This window comes from Parahaliea mediterranea (genome assembly GCF_003402235.1).
GTDB lineage: Bacteria > Pseudomonadota > Gammaproteobacteria > Pseudomonadales > Halieaceae > Parahaliea > Parahaliea mediterranea.
In genome coordinates this window covers 104,935-129,358 of the sequence record NZ_QEWO01000008.1, presented here as the reverse complement: position 1 = coordinate 129,358, position 24,424 = coordinate 104,935, and the positions used below count along the sequence as shown (strand labels likewise).

Here is a 24,424-nt window from a genome sequence, read left to right as displayed (position 1 = left end):
GCAGCTGGTGCAGTTGAAGCTGGCGGACATGCAGACCGAAATCAGCCTGGGCCTGCAGGGCTGCCTGCGTGCCGGGCAGTTGATGGACGCCGGGCAGATCGCCCCGGAGCTGATCTCGCTGATCAAGCGCAACTCCTGTGGCAAGGCCTTGCAGATTGCCCGCACCGCCCGGGACATGCTGGGCGGCAATGGCATCTCGGATGAATTCCCCATCATGCGCCACATGGTGAACCTGGAAGTGGTGAACACCTACGAGGGCACCCACGACGTGCACGCCCTGATCCTGGGCCGCACCCAGACCGATATACCGGCCTTTTAGCGGTGGGCGCCCTGTCGCACCTGAAGGTGCTGGACCTGTCGCGCATTCTGGCCGGCCCCTGGGCCAGCCAGTTGCTGGCGGATCTCGGCGCCGAGGTGATCAAGATCGAGCGCCCCGGCAGCGGTGACGACACCCGCGGCTGGGGCCCGCCCTACCTGCAGGACGCCGCCGGCAACGACAGCGCCGAATCCGCCTACTTCCTGTGCGCCAACCGCAACAAGCGCTCGGTGTGCGTGGACATGAAAACCCCCGCGGGCCAGGCCGTGCTGCGCGAGCTGGCCGCTGGTGCTGATGTGGTGCTGGAGAACTTCAAAGTGGGCGATGCTGCCCGCTTCGGGCTGGATTACCCCAGCCTGCAGGCCATCAACCCGGCCCTGGTGTACTGCTCCATCACCGGCTTTGGCCAGAATGGCCCGCTGGCCACCCGGCCCGGCTACGACTTTTTGGTGCAGGCCATGGGCGGGCTGATGAGTGTGACTGGCGCGCCCGATGGTGAACCCGGCGCCGGCCCGCAGAAGGTGGGCGTGGCGCTGACCGACATCATGACCGGCCTGTACGCCACGGTGGGCATTCTCGCCGCGCTGGCCGAGCGCGAACGTTCCGGCCTTGGCCAACAGGTGGATTTGGCCCTGTTGGATGTGACGGCGGCCACCCTGGCCAACCAGGCCACCAACTACCTGGTTGGCGGGTTAAATCCCACCCGGCTTGGCAACGCTCACCCCAACATTGTGCCCTACCAGAGCTTTGTTGCCGCCGACGGCCACCTGATTGTGGCGGTGGGCAACGACGCACAGTTTGCCCGCTTTGTGGCGGTGCTGGGCCTGCCGGAATTGGCGCAGGATGCGCGCTTCGTGCGCAACCGCGACCGGGTGGCGCACCGCGAGCAGCTAATTCCCCTGTTGCAGCGGGCGCTGCTGGAGCGCAGCAAGGCCGACTGGCTGGCCCGCCTGGAGGCCGCCGGCGTTCCGGCCGGGCCCATCAACAGCGTGGCGGAGGTATTTGCCGAGCCCCAGATTCTGGCGCGGGAGATGCGGGTGAATGTGCCGCACCCGGACAACCCCAACCTGGAGCTGGTGGGCAACCCCATCAAGCTGTCGCGCACGCCGGTCGCCTACCGCAGCGCGCCGCCCCGGCTGGGGCAGCACAACGATGCGGTGCTGGCCGGGGGCGGCTGGGCGCCATCTGCCGACTGAGCGTCCCTTTGCGCACCCTTGCTGCGCTCTTCCTGCGTACCTTAAACAGCAACAGCAACAGCAACAGCAACAGCAACAGCAACAGCAGCAGCCGCCGCCCGCGATCAGCCCGCATGCCAGGGCAGCGCGGTGGCGGCCATGCCGGCAAGCCACAGGCCAAGGCCAAAGCTGGCGTGGGCAAACAGGCTGCGCAGGCGGGCCGTACCGGGCTGTGGCGTTTGCCTTGCCGCAATGCCCGCGCCCAGGCAGGGCTGCAGCACCAGAAAGGGCGCGAGCACCGTCAGCAGGCCAAAGCCCAGGGCCGGCAGCAGGGTCGGCTGGCCCAGCCAGTGCGGGCCGGCCAGCGCCAGAAAAACGCCGGCAAAGATAACCCCGATCACATAGTGCGCCACCCAGCCCAGGGCTGCCTCGCCCCGGATGGCGGCGCTGTGGCTGATGGGCCGGTGGATCAATGTGCCGCGTGGCAGGTGACCCAGCCAGCGCCCCACCAGTGCGTAGTCCAGTGAGGCAATGCCCAGCAGGCGCTGCCTAAGCAGGGCGACGATGTCCATGAAGGCGGTGGCGTCAATGCCCAGTAGCACGGCGGCGGCAAGGTTCGGGTGGAAGAGGGGGAGGGAGAGGGATTGGGTGAGTGCCGACATGCTGCAACAGGCTCCTTGAGCGCGAAGGGGAGCCGGGTAGCTTGCAAGTTAAAGCCAGCTTTAAGTCAAGTGCCGGACGGGTGATGGCCGCACGGTCAGGCGGCGCGCCGCGCCAGAAACCAACAGCCCCCGAAAACGGGGGCTGGCAAGGGCAGGGCACAGTGGCGGCGCGCAGCGGCCTTCAGAAGGTGTAGTTCAACGACACGCCAAACAGCCAGGCCTTGGTGGTGGTGGTTTCACCATCGAAGTAGGTCGGCAGGGGCTGGTCGGTGTACTCCTGAATGGTTTCGCCATCGCCCCACAGGTAAGCCACGCTGCCGTCAACGCTGAGTTGGTCGTTCAGCTGGTAGGTGGCGCCGAAGGTCAGCCACTGGCGGTCGGTGTCGGGGATGGACAGGCTGCGCCAGGTGACCGGCAGGCCGGCTTCGGCGCTGTGGTGCTCGTTCAGGCCGTCGCGGGCGGCGCCTTCGTCGTAGGCATAGCCGGCGCGCAGGGTCAGGTTGCCGCTGTAGTACTCGGTGCCCAGGCTATAGCGCCAGCCGCTCTGGAAGTTCTCCTCACGCAGCAGCAGGGGGTTGTACATGTCACCGCCCGGGGCGCTGGCCTGGCTGGGAATATTGGCCTCCAGGGCCTGGAAGTCCTCCCAGTCGGTCCACATGGCGCCGGCCAGAATGGCCCAGTGGCCGTTCATGCGGTGGTACACGCCAAGCTCCAGGGTGTCCGGCAAGTCCAGGGTCAGCTCGCCGCCCACATTGTTGAGAATGCCGCCGTTGGCGAGGTCCGGCAGCAGGTCGGATTTAATCTTGCCGTCCAGCTCCGGACTCTGCTCGGCGTGGTAGGAAATGCCCACCCGGGTCACCTCGGTGGGCTGCCACAGGGCGCCAATGCTCCAGCTGAATTCCCAGGCGTCGCCCTCCAGGTCCAGCAGGCGCTGGCCGCCCAGTTGCGGCGCCAGGAACAGGTCTTCGGGAATGCTGGACAGAATGCTGCCCTCGGCATACAGCGCTTTCACCGCCAGGCCCAGGCTCAGCTGGTCGTTGACCTTGTAGGCGATGGACGGGGCAATGTTCACCGTCAGCAGTTCGGTCTGGTTGGCGATGTGGGTGGTGAGAAAGTCATCGTCAAAGTCGGTTTCCAGGCCGAAGTTGGAGTACAGGCCAAGGCCTGCAGACCAGCGGTCGTTGATGGGCAGGGCCAGGTAGCCATTGGGCACGAAGGCGCTGGTGGCGTAGTCGCTGGCGCTATCCTGCATGGTGATGGTGGGGCCGCCGGGCACCAGCAGGCTCACATCGCCCTTGGCGTCGATCTCCGGGTCGACATAGATCAGGCCGCCGCTCAGGCTCATGCTGTCGAACAGGGCAGAGCCGGCGGGGTTGCGGGCCAGAATGGCGGCGTTGTCGCCCACGGTGTTTTCCGCGGCGAAGGCGCGGCCCAGGCCGTTGACACTGGTTTCCTGCAGGTAAAAGCCGGCGGCGCCGGCCTGGGTGGACAGGGCGGCGAGCAGGCTGCCGAGGAATGCGGGGCGCAGAGTTGCTGGGGACATTGGCAATGACCTCTGTGACTGGCGATGTAAAGGAAGCGGATGCGGCGGTGCGCCGCCCGAAGGACTTGTGGGGACTCTGTGACCGCATTTGAGGGCCCGAGTTCCCGGGGTTTTGGGGTCGCCGGCAGCGTGCCCGGCCAAAAGCGGCGCCTTTATAGCGGCATTGTCGGCGAATTACCAGCTTTTGTGGTGCCATCGGGGTTGGTTTTGCAGCGCATCTGCGGGAATAATCAGAGCATAACAAGCCAGGAGGTTACCCGATGCTGAAAAAAATACTGCTGTTGCTGCTAGTGCTGGTGGTGGCCGGGGGCGCGCTGCTGACCTTCGGCTGGCAACCCCAGCCCTTTCCCCCGGGCAGCGCCAGTGCGGCCCGCCTGCAGGCCGGGCCACTGCCGGTGGCAACGTTTGAGGTGCGCTTTGAAGACACCAGCCGGCGCACCGCCGCCAATGGCGATTTTGCCGGTGCCCCCAGCCGGGTGCTGGAAGGCCGGGTGTGGCAGCCGGACGAGGCCCTGGGTGCGCCCTTCCCGCTGCTGGTGTATAGCCATGGCTTTTCCTCCAACCACCGCGGCGGCAGCTACCTGGCCGAGCACATGGCCAGCCTGGGCTACGTGGTGGTGGCGGTGGACTTCCCCCTCACCAATATGTATGCCCCCGGCGGGCCGCAGGTGAAAGACGTGGTCAACCAGCCTGCCGATGTCAGCTTTGTGATCGACCGTTTACTGGCCCGTTCGGCCAGCACCGGTGACCCCCTGTCCGGCCGGGTGGATGCGCAGCGCATTGGTGTGTTCGGCCTGTCGCTGGGGGGCATGACCACCCAGCTGGTGGCCTTTCACCCCCAATGGCGCGATGAGCGCATCGGGGCGGCCCTGTCCATCGCCGGCCCCAGCAACCTGCTTGGCCCGGCCTTCTTTGCCAACGCGCCGGATTTGCCCTTTCTGATGCTGGCCGGGGATATCGACGCCCTGGTGCCCTGGGAGAGCAATGCCCGTCCCATTCCCGGCAAGCGCCCCGGGGCTGAGTTGGTCACTGTGGCGGGGGCCTCCCACGCCGGTTTTGCCGGCCCGGCGGCCTATATGCGGTGGCTGGATAACCCGGATGCCATCGCCTGCCACATTGTCACCCGCAACATTGGCGACGACATGGCCGAGCCCTGGTACGACCTGCTGGGCACGCCGGAACAGGGCATTATTGCCCAGGCCGAAAACGAGCTGTGCGTGATGGACCCGCTGCCCGCGGCCATGAACGCCCTGCGCCAGCACATGATTACCACGGTGGTGGTGGCCAGCTTCTTCGAGCGCTCCTTCTCCAGCTCCGACACCGAGCGAGCCGCCTCGGCGGGTTACCTGGCCACCGCCATGGCGGCGGAGGTGCCCGAGGTGGAGTACAACCGCTCGCCGCCGCCAGCGCAGTTTGCCGATGCCCCCTGAACCCGGGGCGGCCCCGCGGCCGGCCCGGGATGGCCTGCTGTCGCTGGCCGCCCTGGTAGTAGTGATCGCCGGTGCCCGCTATGCGGCGCCGCTGTTGCAACCCTTCCTGCTGGCGCTGTTTCTGGCTGTGCTCTGCGGCTCGCTGGTGGCCAGGCTCACCCGCATGGGCTGGCCCCGCTGGCTGGCCATTACCTGCGTGGTGCTGGCGGCGGTGGTGCTGCTGGCGGCGCCGCTGTTGCTGCTGGGCAGTTCGCTGGAACAACTGCGCGAGGCCCTGCCGCTGTACCAGCAGCAGTTCCAGGCCCTGCTGGGCTCGCTGAGCCAGTGGTTCACCGCGCGCGGCATGGCCATTGATGCCCAGGCCCTGGGCGATACCCTCAACCCCGGGCGGGCCATGGGTTTTCTGCTGAGTTTTGTCGGCGGCATTGGCGATGCCTTCAGCAACGTGGTGATGATTATCCTGACGGTGGTGTTCCTGCTGGTGGATGCCAGCAGCTTCCCGCGCAAGCTGGCCGCCGCCAGCCCGGGCCACTACCGGGAGATTCTGGCCACCCTGGGGGATCTGGTAGCCAGAATGAACCGCTACTTCGTCAGCAAGGCGCTGGTCAGCCTGCTTACCGCCGGCCTGATCTGGACCGGCCTGCAGCTGTTGGGCGTGCGCTTTGCCGGCCTGTGGGCCCTGCTCGCCTTCCTGCTGAATTTTGTGCCGGTGGTGGGTTCCATCATTGCCGCGGTGCCGGCGGTATCGCTGTCCATTCTGGCCATGGACCCGGCCCAGACCCTGCTGCTGATTGCCCTCTACGTGGGGGTTAACACGGTGGTGGGCAACATCATCGAACCGGCCTGGATGGGGCATCGCCTGGGCCTGTCGACCCTGGCGGTGTTCCTGTCACTGGTGTTCTGGGGCTGGGTTTTCGGCCCAGTTGGCATGTTGCTGTCGGTTCCCCTGACCATGGTGCTGCACTTTTATGCGGCACGCAGTGCGGGGCTGTCATGGCTGGCCCTGCTGCTGGCCGCAGTGCCAGAGACGGGCGCGGGTGACGGTGCTGACAGTGCGGACGAACCTCGCAGGGGGGCCGCCTTGCCCTGAGGCATCCGCACACGGTGCGCGGGCCGGGCGACTATACTCAGGCCAGGCCGCCGGTTTTGGCGACCCAGGTGGGCGGCGTCCCGCGCGCTGCCCCCTCACAAGGTCAAGACGAGGGCGTGCATCATGACAGATTCAGTTACCGAACCCGGCCTGGCGGGCGGGGCCATCACCGAACTTTTGGGGCGTACCTGGTGGATCTACCTGATCGGCGGCATTGCCGCCGTGGTGTTTGGGGTGCTGGCCCTGCTCCAGCCCGGCGTGGCCCTGCTGATCCTGGGCATCTGGTTTGCAGCCTACCTGCTGGTGGACGGGGTGTTCAGCGCGGTGGGCGCCCTTGGCCACCGCGACAAGCAGCTCTGGTGGCTGGTGCTGATCTACGGCCTGCTGGCCATCGCCATTGGCGGCTTCCTGCTGATGAGCCCGCCGGCCAGCATGCTGGCGCTGGTGTACACCGTGGCGCTGTTTACCCTGATGGCCGGGGTGACCCAGCTGGTGTTTGGTTTTCAGGTGCGCAAGGAAATCCAGGGTGAATGGGTGCTGTACCTGAGCGGCGCCCTGTCGGTGGCCCTGGCGCTGCTGATTGTGCTGCGCATCGGCGCCGGCAGCCTGGCGGTGGTTTACATGATCGCCGGCTGGGCGCTGTTTGTGGGTGTCATCCGCATTGTGTTTGCCTTCAAGGTGCGCAAGCTGGCGAAGGCGGTCTCGGCCCACGCGACCTAGCGCACAATGGTCACCGGGTGCACCGCGGCTTTTTTGCCGGTGGGGTTCAGCTTGCGCACCTCGCTGCCCATGCTGGCCAGGGCCGCCTGGCGGTTCTGGGGCGCGGGGTGGGTGCTGAGGAATTCCGGCGGGCGCTCGCCGCCGCCCACCTTGCCCATTTTCTCCCACAGGGTGACCGCTGCGTCCGGGTCGTAGCCGGCGCGGGTGGCCAGCTCCAGGCCAATCTGGTCGGCCTCCGCCTCGGCGGTGCGGCTGTTGGGCAGCTCCAGGGCCACCTTGGCCGCCAGCGCGGCGCCGCCCAGTGCCAGGGCGTGGTTGTCTGAGGCCACCGCCACGCCGGCAACGGCGATATTGGTGGCAATGGCCCGGGACATACGCTCGGCGGTGTGGTTGGCCAGGGCGTGGGAAATCTCATGGCCCATGATCTGGGCGAATTCGTCATCGGTGAGTTTGAGCTGGTCGAACAGGCCGGTGTAAACCGCCATGCGCCCGCCGGCCATGCACCAGGCGTTGACCGTTTCCGGGTCGTCGACAATGGCCACGCTCCACTCCCAGTTGGCGGACTGGGGATACAGGGCCACCGCCTCGGTCACCAGTCGCCCGGTGATGGTGGCCACCCGGTCGGCCATTTTCGGGTCGTCGATCAGTTTGTTCTTCTCGTCCAGGTCGGACACGGTGCTCAGGTAGGCCTTCTTCGATTCCACAATGGCGGATTCGGGGGAGATCAACATGAACTGGCTGCGGCCCGTCGGGCTGGTGGCGCAGGCCGCTAGCACGCAGGCAAGCACAAGGTAGATAGCAATAGCAGAGTGTTTCATGGGGGCTGACCGGTTGCCGTGACTGGGCCGATTGTACCGAACGTCGCGGCGAACCGGCAGCCCGTGAGCGCAATAGCTCGTGCGCGCAACAGCCCCTGCGCGCAAAAGCCCGTGCGAAAAGCCGTTAAGAGAAAGCCGGCTGACTCAGTCGCCCAGCTCCACCGCCAGCACCTGGTAGGAATCCCGCGCCAGCCTCACTTCCAGCGGGTGCCCGCCGCGGTCGACCCCGTCAATTTCGATGGTGCGCCGATTCACATCCACCTCGCCGATGCGGGCAATCCCCGCCTGCTGGGCGCTGTTGAGGGCCGCGGCCAGTTCCGAGCGCTTGAGGGTGGGGTGCTGGTTGGCGTTGTTGGTGGGCGTGCCTGTTCCAGTGTTTGTGCCCGTGCCTGCGCCCCCCTGCAGCTGGTCGCGGTGGAAGCTCAGTTCCAACTCCCGGCCGTTGCCGGCCAGGCCGTCGATTTCAATGTTGCCGCGGCGGTCGACCTCCAGCGAGGTAATATCGCGGATGCCCCCGGCTTCGGCCCGGTCCAGGGCGGCGTCGATATCGGCACTGCCCAGGCTCCAGGCGGGCGCTGTGCCGTCGCGGTACTGCTGGCGAAGCAGGTTGCCGCTGGCAATGTCCAGTGTGAGGTTGGCGCGGGAGCCCGTGTTGGACCAGCCCTCAACGTCCAGGCGGCGGCCGTCTTCGACGTCGATCTCCTGGAAGTGGCTCACCCCATAGTCGGCGGCGCTGGCCAGCAGGCGTTCCAGCTCGGCGCGGGGCAGTCCGCTATCGGCGGCGGCGGTGGCAGAGAAGAGGGCGCCGGTGACGGCGAGGGTGGTGGCAAGCGCCGCAGGCAGCGCGGTCGTCAGCAGTGTCGGTTTAAGTAGTTTCATCATTCACTCCTTGCGGTGGTCTGGTGGCAGCCCGTCCCGGGTTGCCGTGCAAAGCCCGGGCTTGTTTCAGCCCGGACACTGGGGCCATCATGCAAGGGGGCACCTGTCACTGCCCTGAGCGCGCCGTTCATGTTTCATTCATCTTTGCGGGGGCATAGTGGGCCGATGCAGAAATTTCCTGTCCTTTTTGCCCTCGTCTTCGCCCTGGTGGCCGGCCTGGCCCTGTGGTGGCTGCTGGCGCGCAACACCGCCACTGGCCAGCAGCAACCGGCGCCGGTACCGACCCGGGCACCGGTGAACATCAGCATCGAGGCCGATTCCGGCGACGACTGGCTCCACCTGAACGCAGCGGTGTCCGAGGGCCGCCTGGTGGGGCTGCCGCAACTGCTGGACTGGCTGGAAGCGCGCTATGTCGGCCAGGTGCTGGAAGTGGAGCTGGAGAGTGAAGACGGCATCACCGTTTACGAAATCGAGATGGTGGGTGCCCAGGGCCAGGTGGTGGAGTTTGAATTTGACGCGGTGAGCGGCGAGTTGTTGCAGATAGACGGGCCGGGTGTTGAGGCCATGGTGCGCCAGTGAAAGTGTTGGTGGTAGAAGACGACCGCGCCCTGGCGCGGGCCCTGTGCGCAGCGCTGGAAGAGGCCGGGCTGCTGGTCGAGCAGGTGGATACCGGCGCCGGCGCCGACTACTGCCTGCGCACCGACCACTACGAGGCGCTGGTGCTGGATCTGGGCCTGCCCGATGGCGATGGCATCCAGTGGCTGTCGCGCTGGCGCGAGGCCGGCATCGACCTGCCGGTGCTGGTGCTGACGGCGCGGGAGCGCTGGTCAGACAAGGCCGCCGGGTTTTCCGCCGGTGCCGATGACTACGTGACCAAGCCCTTTGAGGTGGCCGAGGTGCTGTTTCGGCTGCGCGCGCTGGTGCGGCGGCGCTTTGGCCATGCCCACCCGGTGCTGGCGGCGGGGGATTTGCGCTACGACACCCACAGCGGCAGCCTCAGCCTGGCGGGGCGGCCGGTGTCGCTGACCGCACAGGAGGCGCGCCTGCTGGCCTACCTGATGCACGCGAGGGACCGGGTGGTGAGCCGGGCCGAACTGGCCGAGCATGTCTACGACCGGGACCACGAGCCTGATTCCAATGTGATTGATGTGCAGATCAGTCGCCTGCGGCGCAAGCTGGGTAGCGAGCGCATCGAAACCCTGCGCGGCCGGGGCTATCGGCTGGTAGCCATAGAGGCGAATGGCTGAGCGCGGGCCGCCCCTTGCTGATGCGGTGCCCGGCGCGGTTGCCGGCTCGGCCCCTGGCCCAGAACCTGCTTCAAGCCCAGAACCTGGCTCAAGCCCAGAACCAGGCCCGGTCGCTGGCATGAGTTCACGCATGAGTTTGAGCCGGCGCCTGATCCTGTCCTACCTGCTGCTGGCGGCTCTCATGGTGCCCGCCGTGGGCGGCGCCCTGTCCTACGGGTTTCGCGAGTCGGCCCAGGCGTCCTTCGACCAGCGCCTGCGCTCGCTGCACCAGGTGCTCATGGCCGCCCTGGAGCGCAGCCAGGACGGCGAGTGGTCGGTGGAATCGCGCCTGGGCGAGTCGCTGTTTCACCAGGTCTATTCCGGTTGGTACTGGCAGATCAGCGACGGCGGGCAGATTGTGGAAATTTCCCGCTCCCTGTGGGACCAGCGGCTGTCGGTCAGCGACAGCCCAACGCTGGTGCTGCGCGATGTGACCGGGCCGCGGGGAGAGCGGCTGCGACTGGTGGAGCGCAGCCTGCGCCTGCCGGGGCGTGACCGGCCGCTGCATGTGGCGCTGGCGGTGAGCGACGCCGAGCTGCGTGCCCAGGTGGCGCGCTTCAACCGGCTACTGTGGCTGTCGCTGCTGGCGCTGTGCGTGCTGCTGCTGGGCGGGTTGATGCTGCAGGTGCGCTGGGGCCTGTCGCCGCTGCGGGCGCTGCACCGCAACATTACCGCGGTGCGCGCGGGCAGGGCCCGGCGGCTGGACACCCGCCTGCCGGCGGAGCTGGCCGACTTGGCCAGTGCCATGAACGATGTGCTGGACCACGACCGCCGCTTGATTGAGCGCGGCCGCGCCGCCGCCGGCAACCTCGCCCACGCCCTGAAAACGCCGGTGAGCGTGCTGCAAACCGAGGCGGAGCGCTTCCCCGAGGCCCAGCGCAGCCAGGTGCGCGAGGAGGTCGAGCGCATCAACGCCGCGGTGCGCCACCACCTGGCGCGGGCCAGCGCCGCCGGCAGCCCCTTGCTGGCCGGGCCGGTGCCCGTTGCGCCGATTCTGGCCCCCATTCTGCAGGGACTGCACCGCCTGTCGCTGCGCCGGGGCACCACCCTGGCCTACCAGTTGCCGCCGGATCTGCAGGTGCGGGTCGACCCGCAGGATTTGCAGGAACTGGTGGGTAACCTGCTGGAAAACGCCCTGGAATGGGCCAGTGCCCGGGTGGAGGTGGCGTTTTCCGAGCGCGCCGGGCAGTTTCACCTGGCTATCGACGACGACGGCCCGGGCCTGACTGCCCAGCAGCGCGAGGCCGCCCTGGCGCGTGGCGGCCGGCTGGACGAGCGGCGCCCGGGCCACGGCCTGGGCCTGGCCATTGTTCAGGACCTGGTGGATCTCTACGGCGGCGGGCTTGCGCTGGGAGTGTCGCCCCTGGGCGGGCTGTCTGTGCGGCTGTGGCTGCCGCGAGGGTGTTGAGGTAGAGCGGAGGCGGGGCCCGGCGGGGCCCCGCGGCGGGCGTTTAGAACGGCAGCCCCTGGTCAATGTCGTGGCCGCGATCTTCCGGCTTGTCCATGCCCTGGGTGTGCAGGATGCCGTTCAGGGCCTGCTGGGTGGCCTTGGCCTCATCGGGGCACTGGAAGAACTGCGAATACCACTGGCGGCCGACGCGGAAGGGGCCGTCGGTCTTCAACTGCATGATCTTCAGCGCCGGGCGCTTGTTCTGCCAGATGTTGAAGTCGGCGGAGAAGGCTTCCAGCGCGCCGGCCTGGGCCTGCTTGGCCGCTTCGCGGTCCTCGGCGGTGGCGGGGTTGGCGCTGCCGCGGTACAGGCAGGCGTGCCAGCACTTCACCACGCCGTCTTCCACCGGGGTGTTGGCGATCAGTTCAAAGATCAGGGTGTCGCCAAACACCTGCTTGGACAGCAGCAAACCGGGGCCGGTGTACCAGGTGGTGGTGTACAGGTAGCAGTTGTACAACTGCATCGGGCCACCCTGGCGCTGGATGTAAACGTGGTCCTTGAACTCGTTCTCGAAGTACTCGCTGGGCGCGCCGTGGGTGGGGCCCAGGTGGCGCACGTCGGCCATGTTGTCGAGAATTTCCTGGGGGTGAATGCTCAGCTCACCCAGGTGATCCAGCTCCCACTGCACCCACTGCGGGTCGTCCCACTCGGGCAGCTTGGGCGGGTCGTAGTCCGGTGCGCGGCCGTCCGGGTCGTACCAGGCCATGATGCAGCCCATGTTGTCCACCACCGGGTAGGAGCGGATGGACGCGGATTTGGGGCAGGGGCCGTCGTGGTAGGGAATATCGTCCACGTCGCCGTCGGCGTTGTAGCGCCAGCCGTGGTAGGGGCAGCGGATGGAGTCGCCTTCAATCTGCTCGCCGTTCTTGACGATCATTGCGCTGTTGCTGTCGGTGAGGTGGGTGCCCATGTGGGCGCAGTACGCGTCCAGCATGACGGGGCGGCCACTCTCGCCGCGGTAGAGGGCCATGTCCTGGCCGAAGAAGCGCACGGCCATGGGGCCCTGATCGAGCTCCTTGCTCTCGGCGACGATAAACCAGCCACGGGGGAAAACGTTCGGTCCCAGGCCATAATCGGCGGCGGTTGCCATGATCAAATCCTCCAAATTTCGTGAGGCTGCAGTATAGACAACGGCCCTGCCGAGAAAATCACCTCAATGGATGATCGGCGCATTCTGTGGCAAACGGCACAACTATTTGGCTTGCCGGCGGCCTTAGGCGTAATGATAATTCTTCTCAATCACATTACGTTTGCCACTGGCGCCGAGCGCCGGTGCGCTTTTTTACACCGCAGTACACAAGGGGAGTCATCATGATCGGGGGAATCAAACAAAAGCGGCTGGCAGCGGCCATCGCGCTGTGCGCACTGGCCGCCCAGGCCCAGGCACAAACAGCCCAGGCGCAAACCGCACAGAAGGCGGGCGAGCAACAGGCCGACCAGAAAATGGAAGAAGTGCTGGTAACCGGCACCCTGTCCCGCTACTCGGCGCTCAAGTCTGCCACCCCCATCATGGAAACCGCGCGCTCGGTGTCCATCGAGAGCCTGCAGATGATCCAGGACAAGGGCGCCCTGGCCCTGGACGATACCTTCACCTACAGCGCCGGCGTCACCGGCGAGGTGTACGGCTTTGCCACCCGGGGCGACTGGCTCACCGTGCGCGGGCTGGATGTGCCCCAGTACCAGGACAGCCTGCAGTCGCTGTTTGGCAGCTACAACAACACCCGCCCGGATGTGTACACCCTGGAGCAGGTGGAAATTCTCAAGGGGCCGGCCTCGGTGCTGTACGGCAAGGGCTCACCCGGTGGCCTGGTGAACGTGGTGAGCAAGCGCCCCCAGGCGGAGGCGGCCCACGAGATTGTGGCGGACTACGGCACCTTCGACCGCGCCCAGCTGGCCTTTGACTCCACCGGTGCTCTCGATAGCAGCGGGCAGTGGCTGTACCGCGTGGTGGGCGTCTACCGCGACTCCGACAGCCAGGTGGACTACGTCACCGACGATTCCGTGGTGTTTGCCCCCTCGCTGAGTTGGCGCCCCACCGAGCGCAGCAACATCACCCTGCTGTACAACTACACCCACTACGATAACGACACCGCGGCCCAGTTCCTGCCCCTGTACGGCACCCTGTACGACGCCCCCAACGGCAAGCACATCGACAGCAGCACCTACACCGGCGAGCCCGGCTTTAACAAGTACGACGCCGAAACCCACGCCGTGACCCTGCTGGCCGATCACCAGTTCAACGACGTGTGGGGCATGGAGCTGACCGCGCGTTACACCGATGCCAGCGCCGACTACCAGCAGGCCTGGACCACCTTCCTGGGCACCCCGGGGCGCTACGTCTACAACCCCGACGGTTCCCTGTACAAGGACGGCACCGTGCCGCGCACTTTCTACCGCAACGACCAGACCTCTGAGCAGGCTGCCGTCGACGCCCGCCTGCGGGCCAGCTTCAGCACCGGCCGGATGGAACACGAAGTGCTGATGGGCGCCCAGTACCAGGACGTGACTACCGGCGCCGCCGGCTACTACGAACTGGCCCCGGGCTACGATGCGGCCACCGGCCTGCCCGATGACGGCTTTGGCGACACCTACTGGATCAACGTGTTCAACCCCCAGTATGGCGCCGGCGCGCCGCTGGACTACCTCAACAGCCGGTACGCCGTGCGGCCCGACACCGATAGCGTGGACTACGGCGTGTACATCAACGACCAGATCAGCCTCGACGACTGGCGCATTACCCTGGGTCTGCGCTACGACGACACCGAAACCGAGACGGCTGGCCGCAGCCAGCAGGACGATGCCCTGAGCGGCGCAGTCGGCGTGCTCTACCAGTTCGACAGCGGTTTTGCGCCCTATGTTAGCTGGGCCCAGTCCTTCGAGCCGGTGATCGGCAGCAACAACGACCCGGACAACCCCCAGCCCCTCGACCCGCAGGAGGGAGAGCAGTGGGAGTACGGGGTGAAATACCAGCCGGACGATTTCCCGGGCATGGTCACCGTGGCCTACTTCGACATTGAGCAGAGCAACCTGAACGACCCCGCGGCCCGCCCCGGCCTGGTGCAGCAGCAAAGCGGCGTGGCGACCTTCAAGGGCCTGGAGGTGGAGGCGATGATGGACTTTGGCCCGGTCACCTGGGAGCTGAACGTCAGCCGCATCGATACCGAAACCGCCAACGGTTATCGCGTGGACAGCGTGCCGGAGAAGCAGGCCTCAACCTGGCTGGGCTACCGGCCGGAGGGTGTGCTGGCGGGCTTCAAGGCCGGCGCCGGCCTGCGCTACCTGGGCAAGCGCTACGGCGGGCGGGATGTGATCGAAACACCGTCCATCACCCTGGTGGATTTGATGGTGGGCTACGAGTTCAGCCAGTGGGACTTGAGCCTGAATGTGCGCAACGCGGGTGATCGCGAGTACTACGGCAGCTGCCTGGCGCGGGGCGATTGCTTCCCGGGTGACGAGCGTACGATTGTCGGGCGGGTGCGGTATCGGTTCTGATGCGCTGCTGCATGAACGCCCGCTCGGCCAGGCGGCCGGGCGGGCGGCGCGGTTAAGCAGCTGCCTTTTTGCGGATGCGCAGGGAGGCGCCCACCAGGCCAAGGGCCACCAGGGCCAGTGTGCCGGGCTCAGGCACTTTGTTGATGGTGCCCAGGACCAGGAACTCCTGGGAGGCACCCAGCGGGTTGGGGGTCAAAACCTGCATAATGCCGGACCAGTTAAACGTGTCGTAGCTGCCGCTGGTCGCGGTGTTGAAGTAGGTCTGGGCCTGGGTGTTCATGGCGATGGCATTGGGGGTGAAGATATTCCAGATCGCCAGGTTCATGTCGGCCTGCTGGGTGTAGTTCATGCTCGGGGCCAGGGACATCAAATAGCCAGCCTGGCTGTATTTAACGTTATTGCCCGGGTTGAACTTGCCGCCACCCGCCTGGATGTCGGAAAAGTCGTTGAGCAGGGCATCCCAGGTTTGGCCGGGGGTTACATGGGTGTTGAAGTCATCGCACATGGCCAGAATGGTGATGCCATCGACCTTCAGTTCATAGAGCCCGGCCATGACGCCGGAGCGAAGTTGCGCGTTGGCGCTGTTTTCGTAGCTGGCAAATACATTGATGGGCGCCGCGTTGACCGCGAAGGCGAATATCGACGCCGCTATGCCAGCAATCCATGGGGTTATTTTCTTCATCTGTCGTTCCTTTTTTAAAAGCCAGGCGCACTGTCATGTCAGAGTTGGCGAGTTGCGCCCGGGAAGTTGGCAACTAGGTAAACAGGCGCATCACTGCGAGCTGCAGTGAGTACCAAGCCAGGACTGTGCCAGATGAGGATTTTTCTAGTGTTTTCTGAGAGTTGTGGCTAGGGTTTGTGGTTCAGGTCTGGAACTTTGCGGCGGGTTTGCCAAGGCTTTCACAAATCTGTAAAGGAGACCAACAGTGATCTAGGTCACACTTTCGCCGGGTGCCATGGCATCCCGCCCGTCATTAAATCGCCGGCCGAGATAGATGCCCACCGCCGCCCACACGCCGGCAATCACCGCGCCCACCCCCGCCACCGCGGCCATGCCAAGCCCCAGCCCCTGGGTCAGCGCCGTAAAGCCCCAGGCGTTGATCATGTCACCGCCCCGGTACACCACAATGTCGATCACCGGCTTGGCCTTGAAGCGGGTTTCCCGGTCCACCGCCGTGAACAGCATTTCCCGCGCCGGGCGGGAAATTGCGTAATTGCCCGCCCGGCGGGCGATCTGGATGGCCACCACCACCGGCACCATGGGCGCCGCGGCCAGCAGCAGCATGCCGGCGCCGATAAACACCGGCACACAGGCCAGGGTAAAGGGCAGGCCCAGGTGCTTGGCGATACGGCCGGTGGCAAAGGCGGCAATGACAATGGTGAGGGTATTGACCACCAGGTCCATGCTGGCCCAGATCTGTGCGCGGGTGGCTTCGTCGTAGTCGGCCAGCAGGTTCTTGAGCTGGAAGTACACAAACGAACTGAGGGCGGTGTACAGGAAGATAAACACACCGATGCCAAGCAGGTATGGGTCTTTAACGAAGGCCACAAAGCCGGACAGGGGGTTGCCGCCCACGTAGTCGAAATCGCCCCGGCCCACCTCCACGGCGGTGTTGTGCAGGGCGCTGTTTTTCAGCCGCTGCAGCAGGGCGACGATGGGCAGGGTCAGCACCAGCAGCACCGCGGCCACCAGCAGCAGGGGCTCGGTGCCGGCGGAGCCGGCCAGCAGGGTAACGGCGGCCGGGCCAGCGATGGCGCCCACGCTGGCGCCAGCGCCAATAAAACCGAACAGGCGCTTGGACTGGGGCTTGGAGAAGGTGTCTGCCATGAAGCTCCAGAACACCGAGATATGGAACAGGCTGAACACGCTGATCCATACGTAGAAGGCTTTGTCGATCAGCACCGGGTGGTTGTCGCCGGCGGCGGCCAGGTAGAACAGCACAAAGGTGGCGGCAAAAAAGCCGTACACCGCCGGCACCAGAGTGTGGAATTTGAGGCGCGTCACCGCCCAGCCGTAGAGGGACACGGCCACCACGCTGAAGAAGAAAGTGAAGGTCCACAACCAGCTCACCTCAGCGTCGGACCAGTCGCTGGCCATGGCATCGCGCAGCGGGCGCAGCAGGTAGTAGGCGCCCATCAGCACCAGCACCAGGGCGAAGGAGGTCAGGGTGGCGGTGACTTCCCGGGGCTCAATGTCGCAGGCCAGCGACAACAGCCGCTGCAGCGGGCCGGGCCGGGTGTTACTCACGCATCAGCCTGCAACGCGGCAAAGGCGCGCAGCATTTCCTCCCGCTGGGCGGCATCCGGCAGGCGCCCGAAGTTGGCCTGCATGTTGTCTTCCATGTGGTGCAGCTTGGAGGTGGCGGGAATCACGCAGGTGGCCGCCGGGTGGCTGAGGATGAACTTGAGGAAGAACTGCCCCCAGCTGTTGCAGTCGATGTCCGCGGCCACCTCCGGCAGCGCCTTGTCGCGGGTGATGCCGAACAGGGAGCCGCGCTGGAAGGGGCGGTTGATCATGGTGGCAATGCCGCGTTCGGCGGCGGTGGGCAGCAGGGCCTCCTCGGCCGCGCGGTCGTCGATGTTGTAGCTGAACTGCACAAAGTCCAGGGGCTCCGAGCGCATGACCTCCAGGAACTCGTCGTGGTCGCGGCCGTGGGAGGTGGTAATGCCGATGTAGCGCACCTTGCCCTCGGCCTTCCAGCGCTTGAGGGTGTCCAGCTGGGTCTGCCAGTCGGTGAGGTTGTGCACGGCGATCAGGTCGAATTTCTCCACCGCCATGCGCCGGGCGGATTCTTCCATCTGGGTAATGCCGGCCTCGCGGCCCTCTGTCCAGACCTTGGTGGCGGCAAACACTGGCGGGCGCGCCGCCATGTTGCGCAGGATGTCGCCCACCCGGGATTCGGCCTTGCCATACATGGGGGAGGAGTCGATCACGCTGCCCTGGGCCTTAAAGAAGGCCGCCAGCACGTCCTGCAGGGGGGCAATGGCCTCGTCGGAGGCGTCCACGTCGAAGGTGCGGGAGGTGCCCATGCCGATCACCGGAATGGCCTCGCCGGAGCTGGGAATGGTTTTGGTGATCAGGGCTGGTGTATTGGCCCGGCCCTGGATGGAGAGGCCGAGGCCAGCGGCCGCCGCCGCGGTGGCACTGAGTTGCAGAAGCTGACGCCGTTTAAGCATGACCCGAACCCTCACAGTGCAAATGGTGGCCCAGTGTTTCAGCCTCCGGTGATGGGGTCAAGCGGGTTCAGGTGCGGCCGGCCAGGTGCGGCCGGCTAGGTGCGGCCGGCCACAACGGCAAGGTACTGCCGGTCAGGTGCCGGCCAGCAGCCACTTGCGCAGGCGGTTGGAGTCGCCGAAGGGCGTGAGCTTGCCAAAGGAGTTGAGCAGCACAATGGACAGCTCCTCGCCGTCGATGTTGGCCTTCATCACCAGGCAGCGGCCGGCTTCGTTGATGTAACCGGTTTTGGAAAGGGCGATATCCCAGTTGGCGTTTTTCAGCAGGCGGTTGGTGTTGCCGTAGGTCAGCGGGCCGCGGTTGCGGAAGGGGCGCACTTCCATGCGCTGGGTGGTGCTGGCCTCGGTGATTAGGTCGTAGTCGTCGGCGGCGGCCACCATGCGCGCCAGGTCGGCGGCGGTGGAGACATTCTCGGTTCTAAGGCCAGCCGGGTCGGCAAAATGGCTGTGCGTCATGCCAAGCGACTTGGCCTTGGCGTTCATGGCCTCGACAAAGGCACCAAGGCCGCCGGGGTAGTTGCGCCCCAGGGCGCTGGCGGCGCGGTTTTCCGACGACATCACCGCCAGCAGGATCATCTCGCGCCGGGGCAGGGTGGCGCCGTAGTCCAGTCGCGAGCCGGTCAGTCGCACAGCGTCGCGGTCGTCGCGGGTAATGGTGATGGGCTCGTTCAGGTCCAGGCCGGCGTCCAGCACCACCATTGCCGTCATCAGCTTGGTGATGGAGGCAATGGAGCGCACGGTGTCGGTGTCTTTGCCGTAGATGATGTTGCCCTCGGCATCGAGAATCAGCGCCGAGGCAGAGCGCAACCCGGGGTTGCCATTCAGGCCACTAAACTTCGATGCGCCGGCCTGGGCTGCACTTGAGCACAGCAGGGCCAGCGCCAACGCGCAAGCAATTCGCATGGTCTCACTCTCTTCAGGTCAGGCTGCCCGCGGGCAGGCTTGGTTTCAGGCGACATCGTTATCATTCGGTCGTCACTGTCGGAGGTGCCGGTCAGGGGTGCCCTACCACCCCTGTGCCGCCCATTCTGCCCCAGCTGACGCGGCGATGGTAGTGATGATACGGCGCCCTCAGCCGGGTTCGTGCTCGGCCCCCGGGTCAACCCGGAGCAGGCCGCGGTAGGCCCGCAGGGCGGTGGAGTCGCCGCTGACCACCCGGTACACGTCCTGGGCGATGGGCATTTCCACGCCGTATTCCTGCGCCAGCGCCATCACCGCGGGGGCGCTTTTGGCACCCTCGGCCACCATGAACATCTCGGCCGCTATGGCCTCCATGCTGCGGCCCTTGGCCAGCTCAATGCCCACGTGCCGGTTGCGGCTCTGGGGGCTGGTGCAGGTGGCGATCATGTCGCCCATGCCGGCCAGGCCGGCAAAGGTCTCCGGACGCCCGCCCATGGCCACGCCCAGGCGGGTGACCTCCGCCAGCCCACGGGTGATGAGGGCGGCGCGGGTGTTGTCGCCGGCGCCCTGGCCGTCGCCCATGCCCACGGCGATGGCGATGATGTTCTTCAGCACCCCGCCCAGTTCACAGCCGATCACGTCATCGTTGGTGTACACGCGGAACAGGCCGCTTTTAAACAGCTTCTGCAGCTCGCAGAGGATGACCTTGTCAGTCATGGCGACAACGCTGGCGGCAGCCTGCCCGGCCATGATTTCCCGCGCCAGGTTGGGGCCGGTGAGCACCCCGACCGGATGGCCGGGCAGCACGTCGTTGATGATCTGGGTCATGCGCATACGGGTGTCCAGCTCCAGCCCTTTGGTCAGGCTGATCACCGGTACCCAGGGCCGAATGTGCTGCTTCACTTCTTCCAGCACCGGGCGGAAGTTCTGCGAGGGAATGGCCATCACCACCACGTCGGCGTCGGCCACGGTTTCCTCGATATCCGCACTCGCCCGCAGGCGTTCGGGCAGCGGGGCGCTCCCCAGGTATTTGCGGTTGCGGTGGTGGCTGTTGATGTCGGTGACGGTGTCGGGGTTGCGCGCCCACAGGGTGATGGGGGCGTTGCGTGCCACCAGGCTGGCCACGGTGGTGCCCCAGGACCCGCCGCCCAGCAGGCCGACTTTCAGGCTGATCATACTGCCCCCTTGCCGCTGGCGGTGGCGCGGCCGGCGGAGGCCAGCAGGGTGGCGTCCGCTTCGTTGGTTTCGTATTCGGTGGTGGCGCGGTTGGCCATGCTGATGGCGCGGATCATGTCCAGCCGACGCAGGATATCGCGCAGCTCCCGGGCCAGGGCCCGGCGCCGGCTGGCCAGCTCAGCGCCGTCGCCCTCCGTCAGCTGGCGCGATTTGAGCAGCTGGTAGCCGTTCTTGAACAGGATCTTGCCGATGGAGGATTCGCTGCTGATGCGCCGCTGCAGGTAGGCCTGGCGGCCGAGCTTGAGGGCGCGGTTGACGCAGTCCTGCTCATCCAGGGTGTCGCCGGGTTCCAGGTGGGCGGTGAGGTCGGCCACCACCGAGTAGGCTTCGGCATAGGTCAGCAGTGACATGTGCCCTACCAATGGCCGCATGTTCACCAGCAGCCGGGTAAAGCCGCTGCGCCCCAGGCGCACGGTGTCTTCCCAGTGCGGGTCGTAGCTTTCCAGTTCCTGGCGAATCTGCTGGTGGAACTGCGCGGTGGGCGAGTAGAAAAACTCGAACTTGAACAGGTCGCGCAGGTTGTCCACCTCGGCCCAGAAGTTTTCCACCGGGGCGCTGCGGGCATTCTCGCTGGCCTTCACCAGCGCCAGTTCGATGATGGCCTTGTTCACGAAGAAGTGAATGATGGTGTTGCGGTAGTAGCTGGCCACCGGCTGCTGTTCGGGGGCCACGCCGTAGACAATCTCCGGCCCCTCGTCGAAGTGGGTGACAATGCCCTCGTCGATCATGATGCCCAGCAGGCCGTCCATCTGGTCTGCGTAGGCGCGGTCGAAGTCGGGGGAGATGCGCAGGCCGCGCGCCTCAGCCCAGCCAAGCAGGCGGTTCAAATCTTCGGTGACCTCGGTTTCGGTCAGGGCCCGGGGGGCGGCCCCCAGCAGGCTCATGGCCACCAGGGAGGGAAAGGTAATGGGGGTGACGCGGTTGGCTTCCACCGCCACCTCGAAGGCAATCTTGGACAGGGCCAGGCTGTCGTCGGGATTGGGGGCTTTTTCCAGTACGACCGGCTTGCCAATATCCATGTACACCTTGCCCATGGGGCGCGCCAGGCTGCGCACGTAGCCCACAAACCAGCGCAGGCTTTCGGCCCCCTTGCCGCGCCCGGTCTGTTCGGTGGCGTATTCCTCCACATCGCGGATCAGGTCGTAACTGATGGTGACCGGGATGATGTGGATATTGCCCAGGTCGTTGGCGTGGCAGGATTCCAGCACGTACTTGAGCAGGCCATAGCGCGGCGGCATCAGCTTGCCAAGGCGCGAGCGGGTGCCTTCGAAGGACCAGTTCATCGGGAAGCGCTTTTCCATCAGGTAGCCGATGTAGTGGCGCAGGGTCAGCTTGTAGAGCTGGTTGTCCTGGAAGCTGCGTTTGATGAAGATGCCGCCGGAGCGGTGCACCAGGTAGCCGATGCCGGCAAAGTTGATGTTGGCGCCGCCGAACATGTGGGGCATGGGGAAGTCGTTGTCGTACAAAACCTTGGGCACCACCATGCCGTCCAGGTAAGTCTTGTGGGTCCACAGCAGCATGGTGGGGTTGTCGCGCACCAGGGCTTTCATCTGCTCCACGGCCTGCTGGTCGTAGACGATGCGGTCTTCGTAGCCCAGGCGCAGGCAGAAGTTGTTGAAGCGGGCATACACATCCAGCCAGAAGGTGCTGGGGGTGGAGATCATCTCCTTCATGTAGCCCGCCGCTTCTTTCATCAGCTCGGCCTTGCTCTTGTTGGACTCACTGGCCAGCTGTTCCACCGCCTCGTTGTAGGAGCGGTTGGCGCGCAGGCTCTCGGCCACATAGCGCGGCACCTTGTAGCGGCTGCCCTGCAGGCGCCGCTCGGCAATGTCCAGCACAATGGCCGCCTGGCGCGCCACGAAAATGGCGAAGGAGGCGCGGTTATCGCGGCTCTGGCGCTGGTATTTGTGCTCGTAACGGCTGCGCAGGTTGGCCAGGGTGTCCGGCGCGCCAGCCACCAGGTGCATGCGCTCGGGGTGGGAGGCGAGAATCTTGCGCGCCCGCCGGGCGTTGGGCTGGCGCGGGTCGCCCAGCACCAGGTCGCGCAGGCGCGGGCCCGATTCGATCACGGCCTGGCTGAGGGTCCAGGCCACCCGCAGCGGGGCGATGACGGTGTCATCCGCGGCGTCCAGTTCGGGCTGCAGCGGGCTGGCATCAAGGCCCTTGCTATCGTCCGCCAGGGATAGGGTGACCTGGGTGGCGTTGCAGGTTGTGCTGCCGGCCTTGCTGCTGATCCACATCCGCAGTAAATCCAGTTCAAAGCGGTTGCGGGCGTCCAGTACGAAGACCACTGCCTGGCCGTCGATGGCCGGCCAGGCACTGGCTTTTTGCAGTTTTTGCGCCAGATCCATGGGTCACGCTCCCTGATTGGTCGCACTGCCGCCGCTGCCCTTGGGCCTTACCCTGCGACGTGCCTTGCTGGTGGTGCGCCCCCCCGCGCTTGTTGAGGTTTTTTTAGTTTTTGCTGCGGCCTTTTTTTTTGCCGGTGTTTTCTTCTTGGCTGGCGCCCTGGTTTTGCCGCTCCCGGCGGTGGCGCCCGCGGCCTTTTTCCTGGTGGGCGCGCGCCGGCGTTGTTGCCGGGCCGGCGCGTCTTCCAGTGGCTGTTGCAGGGCCGCCAGGAAGCGGTTGCGCACATCGCGAACGTGCTCGTCGATGTCTTCCCGGCGCCATTCGCTGGTGTCCACCGGCGGCAGCACTTCCACATCCACGGTGGCCGAGCGGAACACAAAGTCGCCCTTGGGCGCCACATCGCCGGCATTGCGAATCACCACTGGCACAATGGGCACGCCGGCCTGCATGGCAAGGTGAAAGGCGCCCTTTTTGAAGGGTTGCAGGCGCGGGCCGACGCTGCGGGTGCCCTCGGGGGCCAGTGCCACCGACTTGCCTTCGTCGCGCATAGCGTCCACCAGCGGCGCCATGGCTTCAATGGCGCTCCTGGCGTTGGCGCGGTCGATCATCACCACGCCGCCCATTTCCAGCACCTTGCCAATCACCGGCAGTTTTTTGATCTCCTTCTTGCCGACGCCGGCAATGTCGCGTCGTAGCAGGCTGGCCATGATCACCACATCCGCCTTGCTCTGGTGGTTGAAGATGAACACCGCGGGGCGGTGGCTCCACAGGTGTTCCTCGCCGGTGACGTTCAGGTGCAGGCCGATCAGGGCACTGGCGGTGTCGGCAAACAGGGAGAAGGAAAAGTTGAGGGAGTCGCGGCGCGAGCCGGTCAGGGCGTAGATGGGCAGGCCCGCGGCAAAGCTCGGTACCAGGCTCACCGTGGCCGCCACCGAGCGCACCCACTGGGACACCGTTGGGCGCCCGCGGCTGCCAAAACGCCCCACCGGCCACTGGCGGTCGCTGGCCACCCCGGCAAGTCGCGCGCTGGGGTTCAGGGCGCGCGGTTTGCCCACCCGCTCCAGCAATTGCAGGTCGTCGGTGCTGTCGCTGTAGAAGAAGCTCTTGTCGAGATTCGCCCCGTACTCGGCGGCAAGTTGCTCGGCGGCGTCCACCTTGCCCTGGCCAAAGCAGGTGGGAGAGAGCACCTGGCCGGTAAAGCGGCCCTTTTTCACCTCCAGCTGGGTACACAGTACGTTTGGAATGCCAAGATCACGGGCGGCCGGTTCTACCTGGTAGGGGGTGGCGGAGGAAATCACCGCTACTGTGTGACCCCTGGCCTGGTGGGCCTGGATCAGCGCGCGCGATTCCGGGTAGATGCGCCGGGCGATCTGCTCGCGGAAGAGTTTTTCACCCACCTCTTCGTAGACCGATTCCTCGATGCCACGCATGAACTGGGTGCTGACCGCCATCATGGCGGAAAACCCCAGGTTGCCCATGCCGAAGCTGGTCATGGCGGTGGTGAGTTCTACAAGTTGGCGGGGCGAGATGTCGCCCCTGCGTATCTGTTCGCGGATGAAGACGGTGGCGGAGTAGCCGGCGATGATGGTGCCGTCGAAATCAAAAATTGCCGCAATTTGCGGGCCCTCAGGTGCGGACTCAATATCCCGCAGTAAATCCTGGAGTGTTGCCATTCGTTCCCTGCCCAGTGCTGTTATGCCGGTGCCCGTCTGGCTGGTTCCGTCGCCGGGGCCCGTTCTGGGAGCATAACGCAAACTGCGTGTGAGAGCGCAATAGTGATGACAAGAGAAAAAAGCGCCACCGGGAGGGTGGCGCAGAAGGGGTAAAGCACAGGTGCTTACACG

At 65.9% G+C, this 24,424-nt stretch carries 21 protein-coding genes; 9 read left to right on the top strand and 12 right to left on the bottom strand.

Features of this window, described 5'->3' with window-relative positions:
* Positions 1 to 319, top strand: a 319-nt coding sequence (locus tag DDZ17_RS20465; RefSeq protein ID WP_277749338.1) for an acyl-CoA dehydrogenase family protein, incomplete at its 5' end; no start/stop codon positions are given.
* A gap of 2 nt (positions 320 to 321) precedes the next feature.
* The gene (locus tag DDZ17_RS20460) at positions 322 to 1,512 is read left to right on the top strand and encodes a CaiB/BaiF CoA transferase family protein (protein WP_116368876.1); all 1,191 of its coding nucleotides are present in this window, start codon (positions 322 to 324) and stop codon (positions 1,510 to 1,512) included.
* Between the two features lie 104 nt (positions 1,513 to 1,616).
* Here the strand turns inward: DDZ17_RS20460 and DDZ17_RS20455 are convergent, their stop codons facing one another.
* Together DDZ17_RS20455 and DDZ17_RS20450 are read right to left on the bottom strand one after the other, a co-directional pair.
* The gene (locus DDZ17_RS20455) at positions 1,617 to 2,153 is read right to left on the bottom strand and encodes a DUF2938 domain-containing protein (protein ID WP_116368875.1); all 537 of its coding nucleotides are present in this window, start codon (positions 2,151 to 2,153) and stop codon (positions 1,617 to 1,619) included.
* Between the two features lie 181 nt (positions 2,154 to 2,334).
* Entirely contained in the window at positions 2,335 to 3,696 is a 1,362-nt protein-coding gene (locus DDZ17_RS20450; protein WP_116368873.1) for an OmpP1/FadL family transporter, read from the bottom strand.
* A 260-nt stretch (positions 3,697 to 3,956) separates the two neighbouring features.
* Here DDZ17_RS20450 and DDZ17_RS20445 point away from each other — a divergent pair, with 260 nt between their 5' ends.
* The 3 genes from DDZ17_RS20445 to DDZ17_RS20435 all read left to right on the top strand — a co-directional run bounded on the left by DDZ17_RS20445 (position 3,957) and on the right by DDZ17_RS20435 (position 6,936).
* Complete coding sequence (locus DDZ17_RS20445) at positions 3,957 to 5,126, top strand: alpha/beta hydrolase family protein (protein ID WP_116368871.1); 1,170 nt, start codon at positions 3,957 to 3,959, stop codon at positions 5,124 to 5,126.
* Complete coding sequence (locus DDZ17_RS20440; RefSeq protein WP_116368869.1) at positions 5,116 to 6,216, top strand: AI-2E family transporter; 1,101 nt, start codon at positions 5,116 to 5,118, stop codon at positions 6,214 to 6,216. Before DDZ17_RS20445 ends, DDZ17_RS20440 begins: the two co-directional genes overlap by 11 nt.
* Positions 6,217 to 6,339: 123 nt before the next feature.
* Positions 6,340 to 6,936 carry an HdeD family acid-resistance protein gene (locus DDZ17_RS20435; RefSeq protein ID WP_116368867.1) on the top strand — a complete coding sequence of 199 codons (597 nt, stop codon included), beginning with the start codon at positions 6,340 to 6,342 and terminating at the stop codon, positions 6,934 to 6,936.
* Here the strand turns inward: DDZ17_RS20435 and DDZ17_RS20430 are convergent.
* Together DDZ17_RS20430 and DDZ17_RS20425 are read right to left on the bottom strand one after the other, a co-directional pair.
* Positions 6,933 to 7,754: a M48 family metallopeptidase gene (locus tag DDZ17_RS20430; protein ID WP_116368865.1), complete on the bottom strand. Its 822-nt coding sequence runs from the start codon at positions 7,752 to 7,754 to the stop codon at positions 6,933 to 6,935. The genes DDZ17_RS20435 and DDZ17_RS20430 overlap by 4 nt on opposite strands.
* 144 nt (positions 7,755 to 7,898) lie before the next feature.
* On the bottom strand, positions 7,899 to 8,633 hold the full coding sequence (locus DDZ17_RS20425; RefSeq protein ID WP_157976771.1) for a PepSY domain-containing protein: 735 nt from the start codon (positions 8,631 to 8,633) through the stop codon (positions 7,899 to 7,901).
* Between the two features lie 165 nt (positions 8,634 to 8,798).
* Between DDZ17_RS20425 and DDZ17_RS20420 the strand changes: the two genes are divergently transcribed.
* From DDZ17_RS20420 to DDZ17_RS20410, 3 genes are all read left to right on the top strand, one after another.
* Positions 8,799 to 9,212: a PepSY domain-containing protein gene (locus DDZ17_RS20420; protein WP_116368861.1), complete on the top strand. Its 414-nt coding sequence runs from the start codon at positions 8,799 to 8,801 to the stop codon at positions 9,210 to 9,212.
* Complete coding sequence (locus tag DDZ17_RS20415; RefSeq protein ID WP_116368859.1) at positions 9,209 to 9,880, top strand: winged helix-turn-helix domain-containing protein; 672 nt, start codon at positions 9,209 to 9,211, stop codon at positions 9,878 to 9,880. The genes DDZ17_RS20420 and DDZ17_RS20415 overlap by 4 nt, the downstream gene beginning before the upstream one ends.
* A 130-nt stretch (positions 9,881 to 10,010) precedes the next feature.
* Positions 10,011 to 11,327, top strand: coding sequence for a sensor histidine kinase (locus DDZ17_RS20410; protein WP_206613609.1), 1,317 nt, complete (start codon positions 10,011 to 10,013; stop codon positions 11,325 to 11,327).
* A gap of 43 nt (positions 11,328 to 11,370) precedes the next feature.
* Here DDZ17_RS20410 and DDZ17_RS20405 read toward each other — a convergent pair whose 3' ends face one another.
* Positions 11,371 to 12,459 carry a Rieske 2Fe-2S domain-containing protein gene (locus tag DDZ17_RS20405; protein ID WP_116368891.1) on the bottom strand — a complete coding sequence of 363 codons (1,089 nt, stop codon included), beginning with the start codon at positions 12,457 to 12,459 and terminating at the stop codon, positions 11,371 to 11,373.
* A gap of 221 nt (positions 12,460 to 12,680) precedes the next feature.
* Here DDZ17_RS20405 and DDZ17_RS20400 point away from each other — a divergent pair, with 221 nt between their 5' ends.
* Positions 12,681 to 14,861: a TonB-dependent siderophore receptor gene (locus DDZ17_RS20400; RefSeq protein ID WP_116368856.1), complete on the top strand. Its 2,181-nt coding sequence runs from the start codon at positions 12,681 to 12,683 to the stop codon at positions 14,859 to 14,861.
* 52 nt (positions 14,862 to 14,913) lie between these two features.
* On the opposite strand, the gene DDZ17_RS20395 is transcribed toward DDZ17_RS20400, so the two are convergent.
* From DDZ17_RS20395 to DDZ17_RS20365, 7 genes are all read right to left on the bottom strand, one after another.
* The gene (locus DDZ17_RS20395) at positions 14,914 to 15,543 is read right to left on the bottom strand and encodes a PEP-CTERM sorting domain-containing protein (RefSeq protein ID WP_116368854.1); all 630 of its coding nucleotides are present in this window, start codon (positions 15,541 to 15,543) and stop codon (positions 14,914 to 14,916) included.
* Between the two features lie 249 nt (positions 15,544 to 15,792).
* Entirely contained in the window at positions 15,793 to 17,109 is a 1,317-nt protein-coding gene (locus tag DDZ17_RS20390) for an NTP/NDP exchange transporter (RefSeq protein WP_241505978.1), read from the bottom strand.
* Positions 17,106 to 18,038, bottom strand: coding sequence for an aldo/keto reductase (locus tag DDZ17_RS20385; RefSeq protein WP_116368852.1), 933 nt, complete (start codon positions 18,036 to 18,038; stop codon positions 17,106 to 17,108). Before DDZ17_RS20385 ends, DDZ17_RS20390 begins: the two co-directional genes overlap by 4 nt.
* Positions 18,039 to 18,170: 132 nt before the next feature.
* Positions 18,171 to 18,998, bottom strand: a complete 828-nt coding sequence (gene pbpG / locus DDZ17_RS20380) for a D-alanyl-D-alanine endopeptidase (protein ID WP_116368850.1) — start codon at positions 18,996 to 18,998, stop codon at positions 18,171 to 18,173.
* Between the two features lie 168 nt (positions 18,999 to 19,166).
* A complete protein-coding gene (locus tag DDZ17_RS20375) occupies positions 19,167 to 20,171 on the bottom strand; it encodes an NAD(P)H-dependent glycerol-3-phosphate dehydrogenase (protein WP_193940637.1) in 1,005 nt (334 codons plus the stop codon).
* On the bottom strand, positions 20,168 to 22,582 hold the full coding sequence (locus DDZ17_RS20370) for a glycerol-3-phosphate 1-O-acyltransferase (RefSeq protein WP_116368848.1): 2,415 nt from the start codon (positions 22,580 to 22,582) through the stop codon (positions 20,168 to 20,170). Before DDZ17_RS20370 ends, DDZ17_RS20375 begins: the two co-directional genes overlap by 4 nt.
* 3 nt (positions 22,583 to 22,585) lie before the next feature.
* Positions 22,586 to 24,253, bottom strand: coding sequence for an HAD-IB family hydrolase (locus DDZ17_RS20365; RefSeq protein WP_116368846.1), 1,668 nt, complete (start codon positions 24,251 to 24,253; stop codon positions 22,586 to 22,588).
* Positions 24,254 to 24,424 lie beyond the last annotated feature (171 nt).